This window comes from Alcanivorax sp. (assembly GCF_002733835.1).
In the GTDB taxonomy this organism is placed as follows: domain Bacteria; phylum Pseudomonadota; class Gammaproteobacteria; order Pseudomonadales; family Alcanivoracaceae; genus Alcanivorax.
Genome location: NZ_NVWY01000006.1, coordinates 1 through 21,517 on the forward strand (window position 1 = coordinate 1; position 21,517 = coordinate 21,517).

The following is a 21,517-nucleotide window of genomic DNA, read 5'->3' on the forward strand; positions in this document are numbered from 1 at the left end:
CACCCGCTGGCATTGATCAGCAATTTTGACTGGCGGCCTCAGTGGGAAGAAGAGGTGGTGGGTGCCGCCCGCAGCCTGAAAGCCAGTGGGGCGCAGTTGGCCGACAAATTGGCGTCGCTTGAGAAGGCCTTGGGCATCAGTCTGGGTGTGGTGAGCCTGCCCAAGCTGGCGGCCATGGCCGAGTGTGGGCAGGTTTTGCTGGACGCCTACCGCCAGCAGGCCTCATTTGCGCTGGAGCCGGATGCAACGGATCGACTGGACGCGCTGGAAGAAGCCGTTACACAGCTGAAGGCCTACATTGATACGCAAGCGAAGCTGAGTTGCACCTATGAGCCGTTGGCCTGGCAGAAGCTGGATGCGGCGGTGCTGGGGCAAGCCTGGGCGGAAGCCAATGACACCTGGTGGCCCAAGAGCTGGTTTGCCAAGCGCAAGGTCGTCAAGCAAATGCGGGAAGGCGGAGCGCAGGGTGATCCGGACCCGACCAATGATATTCCCGTGCTGAAACAGTTGCGGGAAACCGGTGGTCATATCGACCGCCTCGATGGTGTGCTGAAAGGCCTTCGGGAATGGGATTCCTATAACTCAGACCCCAGCGCCATGGCCGCGCTGAAGGCGCTTGGTTCACGGGCTCGTGTTGCGGTTGGCAAGCTGGCAGATGATGCGGAATCCCTGGCGACCCTGCGCGGCAAGATTCGCACGTTGCTTTATGATGCCAACGACCTGTTGGCACCGGATGCGCCAGTGGGGCGAACCATCAATGATTTCAAGGCGGCCTTCGAAGCCTTCTCTGCCAACAAGGAAAAGTTCGAAGCACTGATCGGTGCCTCGCTGGATGGTCGATTGCCTGAAGGTGTGGCCGCCCTTGAGTCTCTGGGCGTGCAATGTCAGGAAATTATCGATCATCACATCGCCCTGCGGGATTGGTGTGCTTGGGTGCGCCGTCGCTCCGAGGCACTGGACTTCCAGCTCGGCCCGCTGGTCGAAGCCATCGAAAATGGCTCTGTGCCCGCCTTCCAAGTGGAAGAGGTCTTCGAGGCCGCTTATTGCAGCTGGTGGTCGTCGGCGGTGATCGGTGAGGATGAGGTGCTGCGTACTTTCTCTTCTCCGGAGCATGAGGCGACGATTGAGAATTTCCGCGAGCTGGATACCCGGTTCAGTGATCTGACCGCGAAATATATTGCCGCAAATCTGGCGGGTGAGATCCCGCACCAGGAGACCACCAAGAAAAAATCGTCCTGGGGCGTGCTGGCGCATGAACTGCAGAAGAAGATGCGTCACAAACCGGTGCGGGAAATGATGGAAACCATCCCGGACGTGATCACGACGCTGGCCCCCTGCTTGATGATGTCGCCACTGTCGATTGCGCAATTCCTGTCCGCCGGGCAGGCTCAATTCGACGTGGTGATTTTCGATGAGGCTTCCCAGATCACCGTGTGGGATGCGGTGGGCTCTCTGGCCCGTGGCAAACAGGTGATTGTGGCCGGTGATCCGAAACAGATGCCGCCCACCAACTTCTTTGGTCGTTCTGATGATGACCCGGATGGCGATATCGACGGCGAGGGGGATCTGGAAAGTATCCTGGATGAACTGATCGGTGCGAGTATTCCCCAGCGCGTGCTGAACCTGCATTACCGTTCCCGAAGAGAAAGCCTGATTGCCTTCTCCAATAGCCGCTATTACGACAGCTCCCTGATTACCTTCCCGGCGCCAGTGCACCCTGACAAGGGGGTGTCACTGGTGAAACCGGAAGGCTTCTACGCCCGAGGCAAGGCGCGTCATAACCAAGGTGAGGCCAAGGCCATCGTGGCGGAGATCGTGCGTCGATTGACTTCAGACGACCCCGCTGTTCGTAGCCAGTCCATTGGGGTGGTGACGTTCAATACCGAGCAGCAGAGTCTGATTGAGGATCTGCTTGATAAGGCAAGAGCGGAAGACCCGGGCATCGAATGGGCCTTCTCCGAGGACGAGCTGGAACCGGTGTTCGTGAAGAACCTGGAAACCGTGCAAGGGGATGAGCGGGATGTGATCCTGTTCAGTATCACCTATGGTCCGGATGAAGCCGGTCACGTCACCATGAACTTCGGCCCTCTCAACCGTACCGGTGGTGAGCGCCGCTTGAACGTGGCCATGACCCGCGCCCGTTCCGAAATGGTGGTGTTCTCCACCATGCCGCCGGAACGTATTGATCTGGCCCGCACCCAGGCACGCGCCGTGGCGGACCTCAAGCACTTCCTGGAATACGCTGAACGTGGTGCCTCCGCCTTGGGCGCGGCGGTACACGGCTCCATGGGTGACTTTGAATCCCCCTTCGAAGTGGCCGTGGCCAGAGGGCTGCAGGAAAAAGGCTGGACAGTGCATCCCCAGATTGGCGTCTCCGCCTACCGCATCGACATGGGTATTGTTCACCCCGACAAGCCCGGCATTTATCTGGCCGGAATCGAGTGCGATGGCGCCATGTACCACAGCTCTGCCTATGCCCGAGAGCGCGACAAGATCCGCCAGGGTGTATTGGAAGGGTTGGGCTGGACGCTGTTCAGGGTGTGGTCTACTGACTGGTGGACGAATAAGCATAAGGCTCTTGAAGAGCTGGATGTGATGCTGAAAGCGCGACTGGCAGCGTCTGAGTAATTAGGAAATATCAATAAGGCTTTTGCGGGGGTAGATCTGACAGTCTGACCGCTCGGTGTAAAAGGATGAATGTTATGTTTAATAGAAAGCTACTAATGCTTGCATCACCGGCTGCCTATTTTGCGTTGGAGGCGTACGAAAAGGGGGTTGGTAATGGTAGGGAGGTGCCCGAGCCAGAGAGAAAAAAGCCGGGGATGTCTGATAAGGAAAAGAATTTGGCTATTTTTCAGGCTGCATTGATTGGCTCGGCAGCTCATTCGGATGGAATTCTTCATAGCGAGCAAGAAGAGTTACTTAAAACGTACATTGATGGAATATGTTCCACCTACTCAGGGGTCTCTGATGAGCTTTTGTTAAAGATAAGAAGCTTGCTTTCCAGAACTGTGCCATTTTCAGAACTAAGAGATATTTTGGGAGCTGTTGATAAGAGTGCAAATGGCTTTCTTGAACTTAGAAATAAGGTGAGTGATGTAGTAAAGGCAAACTCGCGTGTTGTTGATGCGGAGAGGGCGTTTGTTTTTAAATGTGAGCTCTTGTTCGAAGGCATGCCGGATGTGCATATTTTCAAATACAAAATTCATATTTCTGAAAGTGATATTGATACCGAGTACATGAGTTGCTTGAGCAGTGAAGATGTGAGGAGCCGTTTCCCAGAAACAGATGTTACTGCATTGAACGATGGTGTTCTCTACACGGTTCACCCATCTAGTGCCTCAGAGCTGGTGCCTTTTGAATATCTTCTGAGCGATAGTTTTGCTGCCAGCAAGCATTCTGAGCTTATTAATGCCGCCAGAGAGGCGGGAGCGAGCCGAATAAGAATTGAAGTCGCATCATCTCAGTCAGGTAAGTGTCAGTCGGGTAAGAAGGCTGGCCTGGATATGGAAGTGAAAGTCCATGAAGACGCAGGAACGGACTCTGCCCGCTGTAGTGCTGGTGTTTCCGGAAACAGGATGATCGATGACTTTCATAGCCTTGATGAGGGAAAGGTCATCGAGTATGAGTTTGAAGGGAATAGGCCATCTGGTTGGTTTAACTTTAAAGGGCAGTCTGCGGATCAGATTCTTTCTCAGTCAAGGTGGCTTAAAGAGGATGATAATTTAGTTACCTTGGTTAAAGGTTTTTTTGGAAAAAATAGGCTTGTTTCTCATAGTTTTGAGACTGATTATTCAGCGGTTGGGAAGGGCATGAAACTTGGAGGGATAGCCGCGAAATGTGATTTTCCAATGGTAAAAGCCAGCTTGTCTCACGACTGTGAGGAAAGGCGAGAGGAAATGATGAAAAGAAATTTACGTTACTACGTGGATTTTAGGAAAAGGTAAGAATGAATCGCCACCGTTTGAGCCGAGTCGAAATTTTGGATGACCCGGTGCAGGGCATGCGGGCATTTGATCTCAATAGCTACCTGCGTAATGGCAATATGAATCTCCCTTACGGAGAGCGGATTTCTCTTGAGCTTCTATTTTACGATCAGGCGGGGGCCACCTTTACGAAACCCCTCTCCATCAGAGCCAAAAGCTGGCTCAGTATGACGAGGGGGTTATTAAAATGACGGTAGATGTTGAGCATACGGAAGAACTGAAATGGTGGATTCTCGGCTTTGGTGCCAAGGTCGCCGTGCTTGCCCCGGCATCACTCCGTGACGAGATAAAGGCTGAACTGGATACGGCGGTGCTGCGCTATCGGTAGTTGAGGTGGGGGTTATTCGCCCCCGCTCACTTTTGCCGAAAGGGCCTCTTTCAGGCTGGTTGACTGCTTTGAGACACTGGTGTCTTGGTTGGCCTCATTGCGATAAAACTCCTCCGTAACCTGAAGCCCCTCATCCTCTGAATACTCGAACTGCGCATTCATCAGGCCTGCCTGAGCAACCTTGTCTAACTCGGCCTGATTGATTCCCAGATTCACCTGAGCCTGGGATTCTTCCCTGGCATGGGTGACAGCCCCTTTCATGGATTGTTCTGCACGTAGGGTCAGATCCACGTAGTAGATCGGTGCCCGGTGGCTCTGGGCGGTGCTCTTGCCGCGTAGCTTAAGCTCTAAGGGCAGGGAGGCCAGGTTGCCGCCACTGATGGCGTGGAAGTAGCGCAGTCGTGCGGCCAGGGTGCGGATGCTGTTGTAGCCGGTGGTCCGGAACACGAAGCAGCCCAGTTCATCCTCTTCCCCGATCCGTACATACAGCCGCCCGTAGGGTTTGCACAGCCCATGGCTGCCGTAGTCACAGAGGTCCGGTGATGGGCAGGGTAGGGATTCCAGGCCGTTCTCGGTATGGCGTCGGCAAGTCTCTCCGTTGCCTGCACACAGCGGCCTGCCGCTCTTGCGGTCAAAGAAGGTGTATTCCGCCCGTAGGTTCAGGTCAGGGTCATTGAAGGGCAGGGTGACGGGAATGCTTCGTAGCTTTTTGCCCTGTACCTCCTGGCGCAGGGCCTCATCCAGCGGGTGCGGTAGCCAGCCGTCCCGGGTCTGTATCTGGGTGGTGATGGTGAATTGGTCGTCTTTCTCCGGCAGACGCTTGCCGTTCTTCTCCACTACGCGACCGATGCTAATGCGGCCAATGACGGGTGGGGTAATCGCGAGTCCTTTAATCATGGGATTCTCCTGATGGATAACAGGCATAGGCGCAGCCGGGCCAAGCCCGGCTGTTATGCCGTGAGTCGTAGAGGTTAAGCATTGGGACGAACCAGGAAGCGACGGCTCCCGGCTTTGTGCTTGGGGTATTGCTTGAGCAGATCCGGCTGGTCCTGCAGCAGGGCTTTGGTGTCCAGGCTGGTGGAGTCCTTGCTGCGCTTCCAGGTCACGGAGCCCTCCGTGAAGGTGGCCTTGCTGGCCAGCCCCATGGATTGCTGGATGCGTTGTTTGAGGGTGGATTCCCGCTCGGTCAGTCGGCTCAGCGTGTCACGTAAATCCAGTAGCTCATTGAAATCGCCTTCCATGGCAGGGTTGTCCGCCAGGTTGACGGTCTCGCCCTGATCGCGAGGATAGAGCGCCTGCAGGGCCTGACCGGCAGAGCCGGAGCCATCCGGGTCCGGTGGGGTGTCGGCTTCTACCAACTGCCAGAACTCCCGCTCCAGCTCGTACAGGTGAGCGATTAACGCCTCATCCCGCTTGATGCGGTGAATCTGCAGCTCCTGCCCGCAGATCAATACGGCCACATCGGCTGCTTGCTTGCCGGTGACGGCCAGCTGATGCTGCACCTGACACTGGATGTACTCGGGAACCCCGTCCGCCCAGAGCTTGGCGCCGTACTGGCCAGTGGTCTTGCACTCCAGGATCTGTACATCGTCATTACCGACGACGGCGTAATCTAGGTTGGCCAGCATCCAGGGCTTGTCGTCATCCGGATGCTGCAGCACGGCATTCACCCGCCGTACTTTGTTGCCAGTGATCTTGGCGTAAGCCTCGGCTACCTTCGGCTCCAGCAGGGTGCCCCAGTACAGGGGGGATTGAATGTCATCGGGATCAGGGGCGGGCAACAGAGCATCCCGCCCGGTCTTGATCATCCACAGTTCCAGTGGCGACTGGTACGGGCTGATGCCCACTGCCGCTGCGGCATCACTGGCGCCGATACCTTGCTTACGGATCTTCAGCCAGTCTTCGCGGCTCATGCGTTTGGTGGACACCAGGCGCAGGGCAGGGCGCTGGGTGGGAATCGTGCTTTTCGGTTGTGCCATGAGTGTTCTCCTGACAAAGAAAAGCCCCGGCACAATGGCCGGGGCTAGAAGTAAGGGAAGGGGATGGAATGCGAGAGATGCCAAACTGACATCATGTGGCGTGCCCTGACGACGAGGGCGACTCATCGCCCATCTCGAAGAAGTCATTCACTAGCGCTTCGATATAACGCTCAGCCTGTTTGTTGCTTGGCAGATGGCCAGTAGTGAGCAGTTGCTCACCCAGCCACTCGCCTAACTCACTGACCACTTCGTACTCGAAGATGCCGGGGCGGCCACGGGGCTGATACCAGATGTGGGAGACCGTCTGCCAAAGCGGGTCCAGGTATTCACAGGACGCGATGATCAGCTCGATGCAGCCACTGTCCCAGGCTTCCAGTATCCGGCGGGGCCGGCCAGGATCGCCGGGGTGGCACATCAGGCCTTCATGCAGGAACGCACCCCACACCGCTGACAGTTCAGCAGGCATAGGGCGACAGTCCCATACCGCCAACAGGCGGTAGAGCCATTTCAGATTCATGGTGTTCTCCAGTTGTCTTTTAAAAGGAAGTAGAGAGAGGGGAGAGGTAAGCGGTCAGCGTGGATCAGGCGAGGAGCAGAGAAGTTTGCTCCAGAGCACGCTGCTTGATCTGGGCTCCCTTGCCGAACCAGGCAGAGTCCAGCCGGTTGTCGGTACTGCGAGCGCGGCGTTCATGGTCCACGAACTCGGTGACCGCATTCAGCAGGCCGTAGGCCGTGTTCTTGGCGGACGCCAGCTCAGACCCGCGACCGGCACCCTCATACAGAGCCATGGCTTTCTTCATGGCCTGTTCGTTGGCCTTCACCGGCATGCCAGGTGGCTGATAGCCGGTATCCGTGAAGATGGTCTGCATGACCTTCTCGGCGGTCTTGCGGGTGATGCGCCGCTCGCTAAGGGCCTTCAGGCGATACATGAAGTCATCCCAGGCAGAGACGGAAATCCCCAGCTGCTTCTTGACCGCTTGCGGATCGAAGGTGGTGCTGTGGCGGACCTTCACCGCATGCGTGTTGCCATTCAGCGCTACCGCGAGGGTGTTGTTACACACCACCCGAATACTGGTGAACTGCGCCGTGGTCGCCAGGGTGCCGTCACAGGCCGTGGCCAGCAGCACGTAGCCGTTGGTTTGGTCATTGCCTGCCAAGGAGCCTGTTTGCCCAGTGCGAGCCAGCGCCCACAGCTTGCGGCCCCCTTTCAGGACGCCCGCCGTCTCCAGCTCAAAGCCGGATTGCTCGGTGAGATCGCGGTAGAACTCCAGTACCTCACGGGGCTGAACCACCTTGAAGCGGTTACTCACTACCGACAGCGGTGCCTGATTGTCGGAGCGGAACAGCACCTTCTGATCCGGGAAGGAAGAAATCTGCCCGAGAGTGCCTGCCTCGCTACTGATAAAGCGCACCGGGGTCTCACGGATCTCCCAATCCATGCCGGCTTCGCGCATCCAGACTTCCAGCGGTTGTTGGCTGGCCAGCTGGTTGCCCAGCCCGTGCCAGGGTGTGCGGCCCACATAGGCCATGTTTTCGACAAGATGTGCCATGGTGAATCTCCAATGAATAATGAGAGGGTGATGAGAAAGGAAGGGGTTAAACCATGCCGCGTTCGGCCAGGCTGACCCACTCGGAACGGGACACCACAAAGTGGTCGAGCACCCGCACATCAATCAGTGCGAGGGCATCAGACAGGCGCTTGGTGATTTGCTGATCTGCCCGTGAGGGCTCACAGCAGCCGGAGGGGTGGTTGTGGGCAAAGATCACGGCGGCGGCATTGCACGCTAAGGCGTGCTGTACGACCACGCGGGGATACACCGCCGCGCCATCAATGGTGCCGGTGAACAGGGTCTCGAAACTGAGCACCTTGTGTTTGTTGTTGAGGAAGATGGCGGAGAAGACTTCGTTCTTCTCCTGGGCCAGGGCCAGCTGCAGGAACTGGGCGACATCGGTAGGCGCGGTCAGCGCTTCCCGGTCGGTGAGCTCATCCAGCAGGATGGTGGCAGCAGTGCTGACAATTTCTTCAGGTTTCACGCAGCCCTGTACGTGGTACAGGCCCTGCTCGTTCTTTACGAAAGTGGGAATATCCATTCAGGTCTCCAAAACGGCATAAAGAAACCCGCATAAGGCGGGCTTCAAGAATGAGTAGATAAGGGGTAAGAGAAGGGGTTACTCGGAATCCAGGCGGAAGCTGTGCTCGCAATCCAGGCATTCCAGATTGTCGAGATAGGTGTCATCGAGCTTGGCTCCCAGCGCAGCGCCGGCTTCACCGCCGGCGACTCCTCCGGCCAGGCCGCCAAGCACGGCACCGGCGATGCCGCCAATAGCTGATCCAGCAGGCCCAAACGCCATGCCAACGGTAGCCCCTACGCGAGCTCCGCTAGTCGCCATGGCAACGCCGCTGGCGGCACCAGCAACAGTGCCGACAGAACCGCCAACCTTGCGGCCATTTTGCAAGGCGACGACCCGGATAGAGCGGCAGGACGGACATTGAATGATCATGAAGCCTCCATGAAGTGGGACCAGGAAGGCCATTCCTTCCTGGCTTCATGGGGGTGATATGTGGGTAAAAAAAACTGGAATCGAGCATGTGAACTTGCAAGCAAGAGTGAAAACCTAGAATTTAACCACGGTAGTTTAATTTTTCTTATATTCGTGCTGTTAGTCGAAAACCAAGCCTATTGAAATTTGTGACATGTTGTCGTGTCATAGAACCTAACGGTTGTAGATACTCGGCATCTGTAGATGAAATAGCCGTTATACAGATTACTAGCTAGGTGCTTTGTGTGTCAGAAGATCAAATTAAAAACATAGAGAATCGTCCGAAGGAGCTCGAAAACCTTCCTTTCTATAAAAATCTACCACTGATGCCAATCAGAATTGATGTCGAGGGGGCTATTGGTGACTTTTTGAACTACGACATATTTCAGCTCGACGGAGTTCAACCACTAGAGAAAAGACATGTTGAAGCTAATAACGGATTGATAGGTGTCAATGCATCTCAGGAGTCGATTGAAATATATAAAAAAGAGCGTGTTAATTTTCAGCTTATATATGTTGTCATTAATGCCTATGGCTTCAGAGATGAAAATGGCGAGTTAGTAGGTAAGCCCTACCGTATTTCGTTAATGCCAGCTAGCAAAAGAGGGGCGATTTCCTCTGTCCCGCCGGAATGGGTAGAGAATATCGATCTTGAGCGAATGGGTGGAGTTCCAAAACTGTATAAAGGGTTTAATCCGTTTCGAGGTGCGTTTGGTTTACATATGTTAGGCATGCACGATTACTCGGATATTGAGTCGGACATGCTGGGTTTTGTTCATAGCGTATATGCACTAGCCGACAAGTTCGAACACAGTGAGGTGCTTCTGCCAGGAATCCCGAAGCTGCAAGGCCATGGCCAAGTCCTGAAAGACTATAAGAAATATAGAAATAACTGGTATTTTAAGAGTTTTAGAAAGCTGAAGCCTAAAAAAATATGGGGCTGTGATTCGCCCATTGAATTGTTTCTCTTGCATGCGATGGATTCTATCGGATTGAACCCTGAGCTACAAACAATTATCTGCGAGGATGGGTTTACAGTTCCTGGCTTTCATAAGCTTTGGGAGAATCTAAAATCTCGGAAGCGTCTGAAAAGTATTACTGATGCTGATTTTTATTTTCCGGATAAGAGGCTGGCTGTATTTTGTGATTCGGTCGCCCACCATTCATCGCCAGAAGCCAAGAAGAAAGATCGAGAAATTGATGAGAAACTGAATAAAATAGGAATCCAGAGCCTGCGGATTTGTGGCACTGATATTGCGAGATCGCCAATGGAATCTGCACGGATTGTTGAATCTGAGTTAAGGAATCAATATAAGGACTTGGTGAGATGAATGGGGTTATTAAAATCTGTGCTAAAGCACCGGGGTAGAGGGGGTAGAATTATTGGTAATAATTAATCTTTAAACGAGATGGTCTTTGCCAAGACTTGGCCGAATTGATGAGGTTGATGGGCCGCTGACATGATTGAAGGATGATTTAGGAAAGAATCAATCCGGACGAGAACCAATAATTTCTGGCTATATTGGTTTTTAGGTCAGGCGTGAAGCTGCGCAGGGAGAATATGGAAATGGATAATAAAAGGGAATAAATGGAACATCCAGACGATTTTTTAAAAGTTATTTTTCATGAGTTCAGTGGAACCGGGGATGATTTAGCTCTCTGTGCAGGATTTGAACGTGGGGAATGGAGGAATGACCAGTTAGCAGACCACATGATGGAGTGGCTGCCCGAGTTCGCATTGGATTATTCAGAGTTGAGCGATATAGGTCACGCTAATGCATTGAGGATGACGAAAAAGGCAGCAAAAATTGTTTATCAAACAGAAAAATACGGCTTAAGGGGAGAGTTTGGTGAGATTTTGCTGCATATAGCTATTCGTCAAGTTTATGAAACGCTGCCTGCTGTCAGCAAGATTTATTATAAAAGCGCAGTTAATGAAACAGTAAAGGGATTTGATGCTGTGCATGTTGTCAGGAAAGATGGTGATCTTGAGCTGTGGATAGGTGAGACTAAGTTCTATGAAAATATAACCAGGGCTGTTTATGATGTTTCTAAAGAGGTTGTTGACCATTTGGAAACTGATTACTTGAGGTCAGAGTTTATTCTCATAAAAAATAAAATTGACCCCGCTTGGCCAGAGGCTGAAGAACTTAGTAAGTTGTTGCATGAGAATACATCTCTGGATTCTGTTTTCAATCAAGCGTGCATTCCGATACTGCTTACTTATGATAGCGATGTTGTCGGAGTTAGCGAGAGTGACAACGAGGAGTACAGAGAGAAAATTAAAGTCGAGATGAGAGATGCCTATGCTAACTTAAGAAGGAAAATAAATCATGAATATGAGAAAAGGTTCAATCAATATTTTCCTCTTGTTGTTCATGTTATCTTTGTCCCATTAAAAGAAAAAAAACAGCTTATAGCAGCTCTTGATGCACGACTTAAGGCATTGCAACTATGATAAATATTTCTGCTATTCGTGAAAAGCTAAAATCAGAAACCTGGACAAAAGATCCCTTCGTTATTCTCTCAGAAATAGCGAATGTTTGTTCTTCTAGTATCGATTTAGGCCGTGATCTGGTGATTCGAGCTCTTGAGGGGCAGGATTTCCTCGATCAAGAATATAGAAATATACTTAATGATTTGACGATGCAGGTGGGCCTCTACCCATATGTTTCAGATCTTGAGGAACTTTCTTTAAGAAATGCACTGATGCATGCCGCTCATCGGGCTGATGGGGTAATGGGCGAGTATGTTTTGCATAGGTCGCAAGCTCGCGTATTGAACTGGCTAATGTCAGGAGCTTCTGTGATCTTGAGCGCGCCTACTTCTTTTGGAAAAAGTCTTCTAATCGACATAATTATATCAGCAAAAAGATTTGATAATGTCGTATTGATAGTACCAACTTTGGCGTTGGTAGAAGAAACTAGGCGACGAATGTCAAGATTCGTCGATGAGTATTCGATAGTCACTTCTAGTAACCAAAAAATAGCTGATAAAAATATATTTGTTCTCACCCAAGAGCGTTATCTCTCTTTAGAAAATGATATCCCAAAAATTGATTTTTTTGTGATTGATGAATTCTATAAGCTTTCTATATCAAGTGATGGAGGTCGTTCGACTCTGCTAAATCAGGCTTTCCTGCGATTATCCAATACCGGGGCGCAGTTCTATATGTTGGGCCCTTCAATTAAGTCAATACCAGCTATTGTTAAAGAGAAGCTAAATTGCAAATTTCTCATTGAGGACTTTCAAACAGTAGCTGTTGAACTTCATTTTCTTAGGAAAAAGCCAAATAAGGATGAAGCTCTAGCTAATCTTTTGGATGAAATTGACGGCCAAACGATGATTTATTGCCAGTCTCCCGCAAGTACAAGAAAGTTAATTAAATCTTATCTTGATATAAGAGAAGTGGAGATGACTCAAGATGGTGAACTTTTAGAGGCTGCGAGGTGGACCTCCGAGAATTATCATGATGAGTGGTTAGTCTCTGTGGCTCTTCGGCATGGAATTGGAATTCATCATGGGCGCCTCCCTCGTGCGCTTGGGCGTTTTATGATCCGCGCTTTTGAGGAGGGTAAAATTAAAATACTCCTCTGTACTTCTACGCTGATTGAGGGAGTGAATACCTCTGCTAAAAATGTCGTGGTCTACGATAGTAAGCTTAATAGAAGATCACTAGATTTCTTCACTTTTAGCAATATTAAAGGGCGATCTGGTCGTATGTTTCGTCATTTCATGGGGAATATATTTGTTTTTGATGCTCCCCCTGAAGAAGAACTTCCCTTTGTGGATATGCCTGCCATAAACCCAGGAGAGAACACGCCAAGCAGTCTTCTGATTAATCTTTCAGAAATGGATGTTCCGCCGACACTTCGAGAAAAAGTTGACTCATTGTTAAGGCAAAAACTCCTTCCTGTTGAGCTTCTAAAACAACATTCAGGCATTGAGCCTGAGTATTTATTGGATACCGCTAAGGCACTGATTTCTTTAGAGGTTAAAGATTTGGAGCGCTATGTATGGGCTTCAAGGCCAGTGTATGATGACATCAAACTTACGTCTGATCTGATTTGGACGCAATTAGGTGGGGCGGCAGCAGCTAGGCAGAGTTCTATGCGAAGTGCAAGCATGATGACATTCTGGATATGGCGTCTTTACTCTTCGCGCAATGTGCCTCTATTTAGAAGAGAAATGATAATAAGCCAAATAGAGCGGAATACTTCGCCTGACGAAGCGGTAGAGAATGTGCTTGCCTTCTTGAGAGGCTGGGCATCGTTTAATTATCCTAAGTATCTTGCTGCGCTAAATGATGTCGTCAATCATGTTTTGCAATTGAAGGGCTTGTCAGGATGTAATTATTTACCTTTTGCTATGATAATAGAGCACTTATTTCAACCATCATCTTTTTCCGCACTTGAAGAGTATGGCCTGCCGACAGAAATTTCGGAAAAGCTCTTGAATGGAAGGGTTTTTAACAGGGACGATTCATTAGATGTGGTCGTGAACAATTTGCGAAACCGAAAGCTTGATCGTTTTGGTGATGGAATCTTTGAAAAGAGGGTCATTGAAGATTTTCAGCGGGGTATTGGTGCGAAGATCAGCTAGTTGATCGCAGCAATCTGACAAAATGTCCGCAGAGCGCGGCGTCAATTCAGGTGGTTGGCATGGAAAGTAATGTTATAGAAGGCATTGTGGTTGGTGCCTCTGGTGGCGCAATTGCTGGGCTCACAGTCTACGGGGTCAAATACCTGCATGAAATGGTCCGTGAAGTATTTGAAATGAGAAGAGTCAACGTATGGCTCCAAGGGAATTCAGTAGGCGGAAAGTGGCGTAGCACTAGGGTAATTGCGAGCTGGACTAATCTTACTGAAGATAGAGTTCAGTATTTGTGTAGCAAGAGCAAAAAAATAAAGCTTTCGACAGGGGTAAACGAAGGTTTGTGGGGGCACCGTGATTCAATAAATATTACGGACTGCTAGGCATTAAATGCAGATTTGGCTTCGGCTACCAATTAACCATTTTACTGGTATATTTTACACCCCTGATAAAAGTGTAGGAAATAGCGTCTAAACTATCGTGTTAAAGACAGATGGCCTTTTTATCCATATGTCAGATACCTTTGTATTATTGGTGTTTATCAATAAACCTATTCTTTGACTATTTTTCTTGTAAATCTTTGATCTCTGATGTATCGATTTATCTGCCATTAAGAAAATTCGATCTATATTTAAAATTCGAATTTGTAATAGGGATTCGATCAACAGGGAGCTTTCAATCTCGTGCCAGGATCTTGGCTGCAATAGGTGAGGTGATCATCTGAATCACTGCAAAAAAAGCGGCTGGGATCGCTATTTCAGAGGGTAATCCGGATGCGGCTACAAAAGCAGCTGCGATGCTGAATTCTTTTTTACTTACAGTAAAAATATATGTAATGACTTCTTTTCGGTCAATGGTTATCAATCGTGATGCCATTCCTACTAGATAACCAATCAGGTTCAGCAATAAGGCTGCGCCAGCAATCACAAAAGCGTACCAGCCATAGCCAATGATAGTCTCTGCGTTGGGGCCGACTACGGCTAGCAATATCAAAAGATATATAATTGATCCAAGCCCGGCATAAGCGGAATCATGTCGTCCAAAGAACGTAGGAAATCCTGTGCGTAAGCTCACACCTATGATAGTTGGGATGAGAACAATCAAGACCAGTTCGAGAATGATCGAACCGAGCGGGACTTCCAGTTTTATGCCTGTAAGCCATAGAAAAAGGAAAGGAACTATAAAAGGGGATAGCGCAGTGTTAACTGCATTAAAAACGGCAGCAAGGGCAATATTGCCTCGTGCCATCAGTACGAGGAGAGGGGACGATACATCTGTTGGCAGTGTGCCAAGTAAAGTCTGGCCTGCTGCCAGTGAACCGCTCCCAAAGAAGAGGCGACCCGTTAGCAACCCGGCAATCGACATTGGACCATAAACCAGGATCAGTGCCAAAAACTGCCTGGATGGTTTACGAAGTACCAATCGCACATCATGGGCGTCGAACGTCAGGCTGATAACAAGCATTAACAATGCAAGTAATGGTCCTATGAATGATGCAAAGAAATTCCCAGTCTCCGGTATTATTAATCCCAGTCCAGCTGCAACGATGACAAACCATACGAGGTGAGACTCAACGAAAGAGATTAGTCGGCTCATATTTCCAAGTTCCAATTGATGGTTTTTAACCGATGGCGGCGGGGCATTATCAGGTAATTTTTTTGAGCTGTTTTAGATGATTTCTGAGAGGGGGAGGCCCGCCATAGCCCCTTGAACTGAGCGTTTTGGCGGGCGGATCATAACATTAAGCGCCGATTGGCATCGGCGCTCATTCTTTCAGACTACAGAATCATCCTCTGCGCCATCCTCGATCCTGATGGCGCGATTGACGTCACTGACGAAGACGCGGCCATCACCACGCAGGCCCGTGTGGGCCTCGGACTTGAAGGCCTGTACAACCTCGTCCACGTATTGATCGTGGCAAACCACCTCAACTTTAACGTGTTTGACGAAGTCGGCGGCACCGTCAATCGGATTTGCCGCGCTGGTATGCACCTTACTGCGCCCAAAACCGCGCACTTCCGACACGCTCATGCCGGTAACGCCATCGATCCGATGCAGGGCTAGTGTTACCGCTTCCACCTTGTGGAGCTTGATGTAGGCTTTTATCTCTTGCATGTGACTATCTCCAGTTAGTGGCTTGCGCCGATATCAGCGGGCTTGTCGGCAAACCACTGATAGAGTGCGGGGAGGACAAGTAAGGTCAGCAGCGTGGCGGTTACCAGGCCGCCAACAACAACTGTTGCCAATGGCCGCTGCACCTCGCTGCCCGTACCACTGGCAAACAGCAGCGGGAACAGCCCCAGGGCGGTGGTTACTGCCGTCATGATGACGGCGCGCAGGCGTGAGCAGGCAGCTCTCACACTGGCTTCTGCAACGGGAACCCCGTCTCTGACCAACTCATTGAGATAACTGACCAGTACGAGGCCGTTTTCCAGCGCGATGCCAAACAAGGCGATGAAGCCCACGGATGCGGGCACCGACAAACTCTGGCCGCTCAACCACAATCCGACAATGCCGCCCACTAGGGCCAGCGGGATATTGAGCATGATCAGCAGGGCATTGCGCAGTGAATTGAAGTTCGCGTAGAGCATGAGGAACACTAGGCCTAGGGTGATCGGTACCACAATCATCAACCTTTTGTTGGCCTGTTGTTGAAGCTCGAACTGACCGCCCCACTTGAGAAAATAGCCAGGTGGCAAATCGACCTGCTCAGCAATGGCGGCATCGGCCTCGGCCACAAAGGAGCCTATATCCCGTTCACGTACATTGGTCTGAATGGTTATGAATCGCTGATTATTCTCACGCGTGATCTGCCGTGGGCCGACCACTTCCTCGATGTTGGCCAGCTCTTCCAGCGGGATGCGCTGGCCTGCGTCATTCTCGATGATCAGCTGCCGGATCACATCCGCTTCATCGCGTGATTTTTTCTCCAGGCGAACATAAATATCGAAGCGTCTGATTCCCTCAAACACCTGGCCGGCTTCACTGCCACCCACGGCAACGCTCAAGGTTTTCTGAACATCACTGACGTTGAGGCCATAGCGAGCAATCGCGTTGCGATTTAGGGTGATGCGCAGTTGCGGTGTGCCACCGATTTGGTCACGCTGAACATCCTGAGCACCGGGTACTGTGCGCATAACCTGCTCAATGGCCTGGGCTTGTTTGGCGAGCACGTCCAGATCATCACCAAACAGCTTGGCTGCAAGCTCTGCTTTGGTGCCTGTCAGCAGTTCATCCACCGCAGCGGCGATAGGCTGAGTGAAGTTGAACTTGGCGCCGGGAAAATTCTCGAACTTTTTGCTCATGGCTGCGTAAAGCCCGTCCAGGGATTCTGCGCTGACCCATTCCTCCTGTGGCTTGAGAGAGACGAAAATCTCCGCATTATTGACCGGGTCGGCATGAGCGCCGACCTCGCCACGACCAATGCGTGAGACCGCCTGGGTTACCTCGGGAAACGCCTTCTTCAGCTGCCGTTCGAAGACGGTGATGGTGTCTTCGGCTTTCTCCAGAGAAATGGACGGTGCCATGGTGGCGCGGATCAGCAGGTCGCCTTCGTTCAGCCGTGGCACGAACTCCGACCCAAGAAACGGCGCCACTGCAATACCTACAGCCAACACCACTCCGGCCACAGTTACGGCGATCCAGCGACGGGCGACCATGAGTTGCACCATTGGCTGATAGCCTTTCATCAGAAAACTGATGATGTCCTTGCGCGGCTTATCATCTTGTTTCTGTGGGCGTTTCATCAGCAATAACGAGGTCACCGGTGCAACCACAAGGGCGAAAATCAGTGAACCGAGCATAGCCACCGCCACGGTATAGGCCAGCGGTCGGAACGTTGCCCCTTCCACGCCCTGTAGGGTAAACAAGGGCAGGAACACGATGATAATAATACTAATGGCGAAGAGGATCGGACGTGCAACAGCCTGACAGGCTCGTGCGACGATATGCAGACGGGATTCATCCGGCGAGGATTCGCGCAGCATGCGATCAACGTTTTCCACTACTACGACCGCCCCGTCCACCATCATGCCAATGGCAATGGCTATCCCGCCCAGTGACATCAGGTTTGCCGAAATGCCGAAGAACTTCATGGCAAGGAAGGTAAAGCCCACAGAAAAGGGTATGGAGAGCGCTACTACCAGGCTCGGGCGTAGCCCTCCCATAAAGGCCAGTAGGACCAGTGCTACCAGAATGATCCCTTGTAACAAGGCGTTGATTACGGTGCTTACGGCGGCTTTCACCAATGTAGCCTGATCATAGTACGGCTGGACCTCAATCCCTTTCGGGAGGTTGTCGTTGATCGTTGCCAGCTCCTTCTTGACTGCATTGATCACCTCGGAGGTGTTGCTGCCGATCAACTTCAATACCATGCCGACAACGACTTCACCGTTGCCATCCTTGGTGGTAAGTCCGCGTCGAATCTCGCCACCAATCTTGAGCTCGCCGAGCTGCTCCAGATAGACGGGCGTGCCGTCGATGGTTTTGACCACGATGTTGCGCAGTGAAGCCAGGTCCGTGGCGAGGCCCACGGACCGCACGATGTACTCCTCATCGTTCTTGACAATAAACTGGGCGCCGGCATTAGCGTTGTTCTCCTCGATGCGCTCCTTGATCTGCGGTAGCGATACGTCGTAACGAATCAAGGCGTCCGGGTCCACGCGGACCTGAAACTGTTTTACCTCGCCGCCAATGGAAAGTACTTCCGTGACTCCCTTGACTGTTTGCAGGTTGAACTTGACGATCCAATCCTGGATTTCACGCAGCTGGGTATTGTTGTATTCGCCGCTAGTATCTTCCAGTACATAAAACAGAATCTGCCCGAGGCCGGTGGTGATCGGCCCCATGACTGGTTCCCCAAAGCCGTCAGGAATTGACTCACGGGCAACTTGCAGACGCTCACCCACCAGCTGTCGAGCGAAATAAATATCGGTGCCGTCCTCGAAATAGATATTTACCACCGACAAACCGAAGTTAGAGACCGAACGTACGTGATCCAGTTTCGGCAAGCCATTCATGGCGCTTTCAACGGGGTAAGTGACGTATTTTTCGACTTCCTCCGGTGCCAGCCCTTCGGTTTCTACGAACACCTGCACCAGAGACGGTGAGATATCCGGGTAGGCGTCCACAGGCAGGGTGCGATAAGCGAAGTAACCGCCGATCAGTGTTGCCAGAGATAACACGACCACCAACAGCCGGTTCTCCAGCGCAAAACGGATGATGCTTTGCATGCTGTTCTCCTGTGTTAGTGGTTGTGACCTGATTCAAATTCGCTTTTCTGCAGCTCTGCTTTGAGCACAAAGCCGCCCCTGGAGACATATTTTTCACCCGCTTCCAGGCCTTTCAATATTTCTACCTGATCGCTGTCATTGCGGCCAAGCTTGACCGCTCGTGGTTGCCAGCGCTCCCCTTGTCGCACAAATACGGTGGGCTGGTTTTCGAAATCAATAACAGCGCTTCTGGGTACTACCACGGCTGCAGGGAATTTACCGACGGTAATGGTCGCCTCGACGAACATACCAGGCTTCCACTCTCGGTTTTTGTTGGTGAGAAAGATGCGAGCTAGGCCGGTACGCGTCCCTTCATCTACCAGCGGGGCAACATAATCGATACGGGCGTCGACCGGTGCTGGGCCGTGTGAGGTTGTGATGCGCACAGGTTGACCGGTTTTCACGCGCGGTATCTGTTTCGGATAAAGGGCAATGTCTACCCACAGAGTTGATAAATCCGCGACAACGAAAGCGGTGTCGTCAGGGGATAAATGTTCGCCCGTCGCCACGTGTCTTTTGATCACCACGCCGTCTATCAAGGATTTCAGCGAAAAACGCACCAGTGTTTCTGAGCTTTCTGCCGCCGCAAGGGTTTCTCCAGCCTTAATATTGTCACCAATATTGGCCCGTACCTTGGTGATTTTTGCCGCGAAACGGGGAGTGATGTGGGCAACGGCTTCCTCGTTGAGTCGCACTTCCCCAGGCAGGGATACTTGCTGGTGAATCACCCCGGCCTGGGCAGACGCAATTTCACCACCGAATTCACGTAACAGCTCGGCGCTAAATGTCAGCTCGGGCTCTTCACTTTTCCCGTGGTCCTCATGGCCATTTTCTGCTGCGCGGTCCTCTTCTTTGTGTGCGCCATGGTTATCCTTATCGTGTTGCTCTTCGTCGTGGCTTTCCTCGTGCTCCTCTTCGTGGCCATCCTGGTGATCATCAGGCGAGCCTGATTCGTGCTGAGCGTGTTGCTTTTTTTCTTCTTTTTCATGGTGTTCTGATGCATAGACGGTACTGGAGCTAGCCAGCAGTAGAGTTGCCATCAGATGTGGGATAATTTTCATTGTGCGGTCTCCTGTTCACCGGCGTTGGAGAGCGTCATGCCGGTGAGGCGTTCAATCTCGTTACGGTGCTGGTGGAAGCGAGCTGCTAGGGCAATGGCACGCTCTTCAAGGGCAACTTGCTCTTGCTGGGCACTAGTCAGATCAAGCAGGCTGTAGCGGCCGGCCCGGTAACCTTGCTCAATATCGCGATACAGTTGCCGGGCAAGGGGCAGGGCGGTGTCCTCGACCAGGGACAGTTCTTCGCGGATAAGCTTCAGGTTTCGGTAGAGGGCTTCCAGGGTGGCTTCCAGCTCAATGCGGCGTGCCTTCTTTTGTGCCTGGCTTTCTGCCAGTTCTGCCTGGGCCTGGGCAATGTTGCCGCGATTGGGATTCCGTAGGTTTAATGGCAGTGAAAATCCAGCGACCAGGGTGTTGTTGTCGCTGAGCCGATCATGGCGAGCCCCCAGGGTGACTTCGAGGTCGCGTCGGCCATTGGCTTGTGCCAGGCGTATCTGGGCTTCACGCAGGCGGGTTTCGTTGGCCAATCTCAGCAAGTCAGGGGCCTGCTCCAGTTGCGCCTTGATGTCTGCCAGTGGCGGAAGCGTGGGTAAGGGACGCAGGGCGGTAGTTGGCAGCAGGTCCGCGACTCCCGTTTCTCCCCAGAGTGCAGCCAGCTGCTGGCTGGCGGTATCGCGTTTGACCTGGGCGCGTTGCAGAGCAATGCTGGCTTGGCGGCTGGCCAGGGTCAGGCGGGTAAGATCGGATTGCGGGGCCGCACCCGCATTGACCCGGCGTCGTGCGGCCGCTTCTGATTGCCGCGCCAAAGCCAAGCTTCGTTCTGCCAGTGCAACCCTTTCCTGGGCTTCAGCCAGCATCACATAACGACGCACGGCTTCGCCAAGCACCTCAAGCCGGGCCTGATCATAAGCGAGTTGAGTGTTGTCCAGCGACAGGCTGGCCACTTGGGTACGTTGACGTCGTTTGCCACCAAGTTCGATCAACTGACTCAGTGCTACGGTTATTTCCGCGCCATTGATGCCATCAGCTGGCTCGTCACCGGCCAGGTTTTCCGCCTCCACAGACAGGGAGGGCTGTGGCATCAGACTGGCCTGCAATTTTTCGGCATCAGCAGCACGTAATCGATAGGGGAAGGTAGCGAGCCCTGGATTTTTTTCGAGGGTCTCTGCTATGACTTCTTGCAGGGAAATCCGTTGCCCTGTATTGGTTTCTGGCGGCTCTGTTGCCATGGCCGATTGCCATACCAGCACTGCCGCCATGGCTGCTGCCCACAGGCAGGCGCCGCGTAATCGGTAAAACATGGGATTCTCCCGTTCAGACTGTGTCGAGCGGCAATTGTCGCCGCAGAAAAGCGTCAGACGAGCGGTTGCTGATCGGGAGGGGGAACCGGGGGACGGTTATGGTTGGAAATCAGGCGAGTGCGATAATGGCTTTCCCAGTCTTTTTGAGCACCACTGGGATAGTGTGCAAAACCGACAACAGGCAGGTTCATCGGTGAATGGCTGTGGCAGCCGTGGTGGCTTTCGCAATCAACGTTGTCGGAGAGTGGGGGGTGTGTGCCTGCATCGTGGAAGGCGCCATGCTGGATGTCAGCCAGAGTGCTGTCGTGGACAGAATGATCAGCTTCCTCACCGACTACGACCACAGCATTCAACAACATGAAAAGCGCAAGCACCATTGCCGTTACAGCGCTTTTTGGAGTATGGCGATGACTGGACATGGCGCTCTGTATCCAATGTTGGCTTTTGAGCAAGGCTAAGTA

20 protein-coding genes are annotated in these 21,517 nt (G+C 52.1%); 9 read left to right on the top strand and 11 right to left on the bottom strand.

Annotated elements, in window-relative coordinates:
* The 4 genes from COA55_RS04825 to COA55_RS04840 all read left to right on the top strand — a co-directional run.
* Nucleotides 1-2,628, top strand: a 2,628-nt coding sequence (locus COA55_RS04825) for an AAA domain-containing protein (RefSeq protein WP_290500856.1), incomplete at its 5' end; no start/stop codon positions are given.
* A gap of 74 nt (nt 2,629-2,702) precedes the next feature.
* Nucleotides 2,703-3,947 carry a hypothetical protein gene (locus COA55_RS04830; protein WP_035248187.1) on the top strand — a complete coding sequence of 415 codons (1,245 nt, stop codon included), beginning with the start codon at nt 2,703-2,705 and terminating at the stop codon, nt 3,945-3,947.
* A gap of 2 nt (nt 3,948-3,949) precedes the next feature.
* Nucleotides 3,950-4,177 (top strand): hypothetical protein, encoded by a 228-nt coding sequence (locus COA55_RS04835; protein WP_052042817.1) that lies wholly within the window; start codon nt 3,950-3,952, stop codon nt 4,175-4,177.
* Nucleotides 4,144-4,314, top strand: a complete 171-nt coding sequence (locus tag COA55_RS04840) for a WYL domain-containing protein (RefSeq protein ID WP_363969666.1) — start codon at nt 4,144-4,146, stop codon at nt 4,312-4,314. The genes COA55_RS04835 and COA55_RS04840 overlap by 34 nt, the downstream gene beginning before the upstream one ends.
* A gap of 12 nt (nt 4,315-4,326) precedes the next feature.
* Here COA55_RS04840 and COA55_RS04845 read toward each other — a convergent pair whose 3' ends face one another.
* From COA55_RS04845 to COA55_RS04870, 6 genes are all read right to left on the bottom strand, one after another.
* Nucleotides 4,327-5,211, bottom strand: a complete 885-nt coding sequence (locus tag COA55_RS04845) for a hydrolase or metal-binding protein (RefSeq protein ID WP_290500857.1) — start codon at nt 5,209-5,211, stop codon at nt 4,327-4,329.
* Nucleotides 5,212-5,285: 74 nt separating this feature from the next.
* Nucleotides 5,286-6,293 (bottom strand): lambda-exonuclease family protein, encoded by a 1,008-nt coding sequence (locus COA55_RS04850; protein WP_035248182.1) that lies wholly within the window; start codon nt 6,291-6,293, stop codon nt 5,286-5,288.
* 91 nt (nt 6,294-6,384) lie between these two features.
* The gene (locus COA55_RS04855; protein ID WP_052042814.1) at nt 6,385-6,810 is read right to left on the bottom strand and encodes a hypothetical protein; all 426 of its coding nucleotides are present in this window, start codon (nt 6,808-6,810) and stop codon (nt 6,385-6,387) included.
* A gap of 64 nt (nt 6,811-6,874) precedes the next feature.
* Complete coding sequence (locus tag COA55_RS04860; protein WP_035248180.1) at nt 6,875-7,843, bottom strand: DUF932 domain-containing protein; 969 nt, start codon at nt 7,841-7,843, stop codon at nt 6,875-6,877.
* 46 nt (nt 7,844-7,889) lie between these two features.
* On the bottom strand, nt 7,890-8,384 hold the full coding sequence (radC, locus tag COA55_RS04865; protein WP_290500858.1) for a DNA repair protein RadC: 495 nt from the start codon (nt 8,382-8,384) through the stop codon (nt 7,890-7,892).
* Nucleotides 8,385-8,462: 78 nt separating this feature from the next.
* Nucleotides 8,463-8,795 carry a hypothetical protein gene (locus tag COA55_RS04870; RefSeq protein ID WP_290500859.1) on the bottom strand — a complete coding sequence of 111 codons (333 nt, stop codon included), beginning with the start codon at nt 8,793-8,795 and terminating at the stop codon, nt 8,463-8,465.
* Nucleotides 8,796-9,079: 284 nt separating this feature from the next.
* Here COA55_RS04870 and COA55_RS04875 point away from each other — a divergent pair, with 284 nt between their 5' ends.
* From COA55_RS04875 to COA55_RS04890, 4 genes are all read left to right on the top strand, one after another.
* Nucleotides 9,080-10,165, top strand: a complete 1,086-nt coding sequence (locus tag COA55_RS04875; protein WP_290500860.1) for a hypothetical protein — start codon at nt 9,080-9,082, stop codon at nt 10,163-10,165.
* 257 nt (nt 10,166-10,422) lie between these two features.
* Nucleotides 10,423-11,292 (top strand): DUF1837 domain-containing protein, encoded by an 870-nt coding sequence (locus tag COA55_RS04880; protein ID WP_290500861.1) that lies wholly within the window; start codon nt 10,423-10,425, stop codon nt 11,290-11,292.
* A complete protein-coding gene (locus COA55_RS04885; protein WP_290500862.1) occupies nt 11,289-13,436 on the top strand; it encodes a DEAD/DEAH box helicase in 2,148 nt (715 codons plus the stop codon). The genes COA55_RS04880 and COA55_RS04885 overlap by 4 nt, the downstream gene beginning before the upstream one ends.
* A gap of 59 nt (nt 13,437-13,495) precedes the next feature.
* Nucleotides 13,496-13,810 carry a hypothetical protein gene (locus tag COA55_RS04890; protein WP_290500863.1) on the top strand — a complete coding sequence of 105 codons (315 nt, stop codon included), beginning with the start codon at nt 13,496-13,498 and terminating at the stop codon, nt 13,808-13,810.
* Between the two features lie 292 nt (nt 13,811-14,102).
* On the opposite strand, the gene COA55_RS04895 is transcribed toward COA55_RS04890, so the two are convergent.
* The 5 genes from COA55_RS04895 to COA55_RS04915 form a co-directional block, all read right to left on the bottom strand.
* On the bottom strand, nt 14,103-15,023 hold the full coding sequence (locus COA55_RS04895; RefSeq protein ID WP_272974541.1) for a bile acid:sodium symporter family protein: 921 nt from the start codon (nt 15,021-15,023) through the stop codon (nt 14,103-14,105).
* Between the two features lie 177 nt (nt 15,024-15,200).
* Nucleotides 15,201-15,542 carry a P-II family nitrogen regulator gene (locus tag COA55_RS04900; RefSeq protein WP_272974542.1) on the bottom strand — a complete coding sequence of 114 codons (342 nt, stop codon included), beginning with the start codon at nt 15,540-15,542 and terminating at the stop codon, nt 15,201-15,203.
* A gap of 14 nt (nt 15,543-15,556) precedes the next feature.
* The gene (locus tag COA55_RS04905) at nt 15,557-18,658 is read right to left on the bottom strand and encodes a CusA/CzcA family heavy metal efflux RND transporter (protein WP_290500864.1); all 3,102 of its coding nucleotides are present in this window, start codon (nt 18,656-18,658) and stop codon (nt 15,557-15,559) included.
* Nucleotides 18,659-18,672: 14 nt separating this feature from the next.
* The gene (locus COA55_RS04910) at nt 18,673-19,758 is read right to left on the bottom strand and encodes an efflux RND transporter periplasmic adaptor subunit (RefSeq protein ID WP_290500865.1); all 1,086 of its coding nucleotides are present in this window, start codon (nt 19,756-19,758) and stop codon (nt 18,673-18,675) included.
* Nucleotides 19,755-21,056, bottom strand: a complete 1,302-nt coding sequence (locus tag COA55_RS04915) for a TolC family protein (RefSeq protein WP_272974545.1) — start codon at nt 21,054-21,056, stop codon at nt 19,755-19,757. Before COA55_RS04915 ends, COA55_RS04910 begins: the two co-directional genes overlap by 4 nt.
* Before the next feature lie 203 nt (nt 21,057-21,259).
* On the opposite strand from COA55_RS04915, the gene COA55_RS04920 reads away from it, so the two are divergent.
* The gene (locus COA55_RS04920) at nt 21,260-21,514 is read left to right on the top strand and encodes a hypothetical protein (RefSeq protein WP_290500866.1); all 255 of its coding nucleotides are present in this window, start codon (nt 21,260-21,262) and stop codon (nt 21,512-21,514) included.
* Nucleotides 21,515-21,517: the final 3 nt, after the last annotated feature.

Bases quoted from the DNA above. Each gene is read 5' to 3' on its own strand.
- COA55_RS04880 (WP_290500861.1), top strand. From the start codon at position 10,423: ATGGAACATCCAGACGATTTTTTAAAAGTTATTTTTCATGAGTTCAGT.
- COA55_RS04845 (WP_290500857.1), bottom strand. From the start codon at position 5,211: ATGATTAAAGGACTCGCGATTACCCCACCCGTCATTGGCCGCATTAGC.
- COA55_RS04900 (WP_272974542.1), bottom strand. From the start codon at position 15,542: ATGCAAGAGATAAAAGCCTACATCAAGCTCCACAAGGTGGAAGCGGTA.
- radC (WP_290500858.1), bottom strand. From the start codon at position 8,384: ATGGATATTCCCACTTTCGTAAAGAACGAGCAGGGCCTGTACCACGTA.
- COA55_RS04895 (WP_272974541.1), bottom strand. From the start codon at position 15,023: ATGAGCCGACTAATCTCTTTCGTTGAGTCTCACCTCGTATGGTTTGTC.
- COA55_RS04860 (WP_035248180.1), bottom strand. From the start codon at position 7,843: ATGGCACATCTTGTCGAAAACATGGCCTATGTGGGCCGCACACCCTGG.
- COA55_RS04910 (WP_290500865.1), bottom strand. From the start codon at position 19,758: ATGAAAATTATCCCACATCTGATGGCAACTCTACTGCTGGCTAGCTCC.
- COA55_RS04885 (WP_290500862.1), top strand. From the start codon at position 11,289: ATGATAAATATTTCTGCTATTCGTGAAAAGCTAAAATCAGAAACCTGG.
- COA55_RS04850 (WP_035248182.1), bottom strand. From the start codon at position 6,293: ATGGCACAACCGAAAAGCACGATTCCCACCCAGCGCCCTGCCCTGCGC.
- COA55_RS04855 (WP_052042814.1), bottom strand. From the start codon at position 6,810: ATGAATCTGAAATGGCTCTACCGCCTGTTGGCGGTATGGGACTGTCGC.
- COA55_RS04905 (WP_290500864.1), bottom strand. From the start codon at position 18,658: ATGCAAAGCATCATCCGTTTTGCGCTGGAGAACCGGCTGTTGGTGGTC.
- COA55_RS04835 (WP_052042817.1), top strand. From the start codon at position 3,950: ATGAATCGCCACCGTTTGAGCCGAGTCGAAATTTTGGATGACCCGGTG.
- COA55_RS04830 (WP_035248187.1), top strand. From the start codon at position 2,703: ATGTTTAATAGAAAGCTACTAATGCTTGCATCACCGGCTGCCTATTTT.
- COA55_RS04915 (WP_272974545.1), bottom strand. From the start codon at position 21,056: ATGTTTTACCGATTACGCGGCGCCTGCCTGTGGGCAGCAGCCATGGCG.
- COA55_RS04890 (WP_290500863.1), top strand. From the start codon at position 13,496: ATGGAAAGTAATGTTATAGAAGGCATTGTGGTTGGTGCCTCTGGTGGC.
- COA55_RS04870 (WP_290500859.1), bottom strand. From the start codon at position 8,795: ATGATCATTCAATGTCCGTCCTGCCGCTCTATCCGGGTCGTCGCCTTG.